Genomic DNA, 3,540 nt, shown 5'->3' with positions numbered 1-3,540 from the left:
GCGACTTGCGGCGATCGGTCCGGGGTCACGGCCGACTGATCCGGCGACGCGCGGGCAACGCGGTCAACGCGGACCGGGTGGGCCGCTGCCGGCCCACTGCCGCCGAACATAGCCGGTGCGCGCGCCGGTGCGGACCGCGCGGCAGCAGCGGCGGCGGTGCGGACCGCACGGTGGCGATACACCGCAACGCCCGTCGCGGTGCTCAGCAGCAGGGTGGCCAGGATCAGAAAAATCATGGGGCAGGTGCCGGGGCAACCGGGGCGGCGGTTTTCGCCGCGTTTTCGATTTCGATGCGCTGTTGGACGAGATCATCCCGCCACCACGAATCGTCATCCGGCACGATATTCGGGATCATCTTGCGCGGCTGGTCGGCGGCAAACTGCGGTTCGAGCCGGATAAAATCGCGGCGCGGGACGCTGGCACGCCGGAGCAAGGCAATCGCCACTTGCGGCTCAGCCAGCGTGCTGTGCAGCAAATCCAATGGCAAGAGGAAGTCAGTGCGCCACTGCACCTGCACGGTTTGGCCTTCCAGGCATCCTGGGGCAGATGGCATCGGCAAACGCGTGCGCCAGCGGTGTGCGGTGTCGCGCATGGGATGGCCTGGGTCATAGGCCGCGCCCGACAAAGCCTGGTTGATGTCGTCGGCCCAGGCGATCGACTGAGCCGATACGACTGGCGCACGAGTCACCGTTTTGCCGCCTATCGCCTGGAGGATCGCATACGTATAGTGATCCGCACTCAGGCAGATGATGTTCCGGAAATTGGTTTGCAGGGCCTGCGCGGCGGTGAGATTGAGTGCGTTTTCGAGTGATTTGACGCCTTGGGTCGCGATCATGAAACACCCCCCCAATGACCGCGCCACCGCGAGCAGTTTGGTTTCCATGCTGGTCAGCATGTCTTGCGCCTCGTCGATGCAGATCAGCACGCGCGAGTGCGTTGCATCTTGGGCCTGTGCGGCCTTGAGGTCGCCGCGCAAGCGTAGGGCTTTGTAGAGCCGCGACCGTAACAAGGCAGATACCGCGCGACCGGCAGCACCGTATTCGACCTCGGGCAAATACAGCCCGTACCCGTCGCCATGCAGCGCCGAGGTGATGTCCACGCCATCCGTCGCTTGTGCCCACCGCAAAAGGTCGGGATGCTGCACCAGAGGATCGAGCCAGGGATTCAGGGTGCCCATGACGTCGCCGCGGGTTTTGTCCCCAAGGCCCATCCACAGCGTGCCGAAAAACGCCACAGCCTGGGCCCACGTCGCACCATTGCCGGTGTCGGCGAATTGCGGCAGGTTGCAGGACGTGGACACTTCGATGACCCAGTCGATCATGGCCAGCAGCTGGTGCGGTTGCCCGTCTGCTGGGTGCGACGCTGCCACATCCAGCACGCGGCGCAGACCCATCACCGTCCATGACCAGGGCTCAGTCGATTCGTTCGGGTGGGTGGCGTTCCAGGCCGCACTCATTTGCACCAGGGCATCGAGCACGACGCATGCGTGCAACAGCAACGACTGTGCGTTGCCCTCGAAAAATTTGCCGCCGCTGGACGCCTTACTATCCTCGGTCACATGCAGCGCAGCGATGGCGTTGGTGACGTCATGCGGGGCCAGGCCGGCGAACAAGGGTACGACGCACGATGCGTCGGTGGGGTCGAGTACACGGTAACGCGGGGCGCCGCTCATCTCTTTCGGCAGCGCGGCCTTGCCATCCAAGACGAAGGTGCCACCCACCTCGGTAGCCAGCCATGCCACCAGAATCGGGCGGATGACGCCGGATGTTTTACCCGATTCGGTCCCGCCCAACACCAGCACATGCTGGCCCATATCGTTAGCCGTCAAGCCAACCCGCAGACCGGCGTCCGGTGCGAATGCATCCCAGCGCGAGGCCAGAAGGCCCGTGGCGCGCCCGAACTCGAAAAACGGGGTGGAATCGGCCGATGCACGCTTGGCTTGCTCCATTCGCGCCCGCGCCGCTTGCGCAAAATTGGGGCCGGTATCCTCGCCGTTGGCAGCATTGCTCTGCACATGCAACCGAAACAGGCGGCGTGACCGCTCCTGGCGCACCCAAAACCACGGCAGGGCCATTGCGGCGGCGGCCCAGATCGGCGGGATGATCCCCGGCAGAAACGGGGTCAAAATCAAACTTGCCAACAGCATCAGCATCGTGGCGCGAAACGCCCAATCCGCGAGTGCATGCCGGGCAATGCGCAGTGCATTGCGTTCGGCGATCGAATAAAACGGCATCATGACGCTGCCTCCTCCGGCGTGGCTGTGGGTTGTGGACTTGACGACGGACGGGGTGACGGTGCGGAACCACCGCCACCGCCACCGCCGGAGCCGAGAAAATCAGCGCCCTTGCGGCGCGCGGAGATCAACATCAATAGCGACACCGCCAGGAAGATCGTGCAGACAACGAACGATGCCACCGGGATGACGGCAACGGTGCCCGAACTGGAACTGGCGGAGAAAGGATCCGCGCTGTCGAAAAAGGTTGAGAACATGCGACCAAACATGCCGGGGCGTGTGAACGGCATGAACAAAAACAGACCCAGCGCCGTCGCACTATGGGCGTACGCGCTGGCGCCCTCTTGGAGCGCGACGACGACCAGTGACAACAGCCCCGCGATTTGCAGCAGCAGGGCGATCGCCAACACCAGGTTGCCCAGGAACGGGATGCGCCCGATCGTCGCCACCAGGAGCAGGGGCAGCAGGCCACCCAGCAACGGCGGCAGCAGCATCAGCATGGGGGTGGCGGCGCTGACCGAACCGCGCAGCACATCTTCGTGCAGGAGGCGACCGGAAATTCGGTAACCATCGGGGGTGCCATGCATGCGCCCGCGCGTGTCGCGCAGGTCTTCGGGCACCGGCTTGCCATCCACGGCGCGCGGTACATCCCAGCGCCCCGTGACGATCAGCGCCTCATCGCGGGCGGCATTGATCATTTGCTGGATTGGCATGACTGCACTCAGCACTTTCATGGGCTGCCTCCGGGCATCGTGATGACTTGCTGCTGCTGGCCGGATGCGGTCAGCGTCGTGGTGGACACCATCAACCCCACGACGAAGGCCGCAGGGACGAGAACCAGGGTGAGCAGGCGGGCGGTGCGCTGGAGCAAATCCCGACGGAAATGGTCTACGAAAATGCGCCGCCGCCATTCGCCGTTGATGTCGTATGCCGCGTTGCGCGGCATCATCGCCCGATCGACGGGCGACAAGTAGAAGTCTTTGGGCATCCCCAGCGCGTCCGGCGTGCCAATGACGAGGCTGCCGAGCAGCGACGTCAAGCGGCCAGACAGCGAGACGCGTTGGGTGACGGCAGGTGTGGGCGTGGAGGTGGCGTTGGTTGGGTTCATGCCCACACTGATACGGGAACCCGGTGGGTGCGCAAGGGGTGAAAACGAAAAAACCGTCAGCCGGCGGGCTGATCATCCCCGGCAACATGGATCAACCAGGTCCGCAGCGACCACCACACCACCTCGCCGCTGGCCATGGCGGCCAGCCAGGTTGATGCATCTGGCGCTGCCGCAAACACCGAAACGACATCAGCGCCCG

4 protein-coding genes are annotated in these 3,540 nt (G+C 64.5%); all 4 read right to left on the bottom strand.

Annotated features, from left to right (window positions below; genetic code table 11):
* Positions 1-236 (bottom strand): hypothetical protein (locus AC2VLV_RS10390; protein ID WP_486989913.1); only part of this gene is annotated, 236 nt, incomplete at its 3' end.
* On the bottom strand, positions 233-2,236 hold the full coding sequence (locus AC2VLV_RS10385) for a TraM recognition domain-containing protein (RefSeq protein ID WP_486989912.1): 2,004 nt from the start codon (positions 2,234-2,236) through the stop codon (positions 233-235). The genes AC2VLV_RS10385 and AC2VLV_RS10390, both read right to left, overlap by 4 nt.
* Complete coding sequence (locus tag AC2VLV_RS10380; protein WP_486989911.1) at positions 2,233-2,967, bottom strand: hypothetical protein; 735 nt, start codon at positions 2,965-2,967, stop codon at positions 2,233-2,235. Before AC2VLV_RS10380 ends, AC2VLV_RS10385 begins: the two co-directional genes overlap by 4 nt.
* Positions 2,964-3,341: a hypothetical protein gene (locus AC2VLV_RS10375; protein ID WP_486989910.1), complete on the bottom strand. Its 378-nt coding sequence runs from the start codon at positions 3,339-3,341 to the stop codon at positions 2,964-2,966. The genes AC2VLV_RS10380 and AC2VLV_RS10375 overlap by 4 nt, the downstream gene beginning before the upstream one ends.
* Positions 3,342-3,540 lie beyond the last annotated feature (199 nt).

The sequence above is a fragment of the Thiomonas sp. TH-17 genome (assembly GCF_057473305.1).
This window is presented reverse-complemented; position numbering and strand designations above follow the sequence as displayed.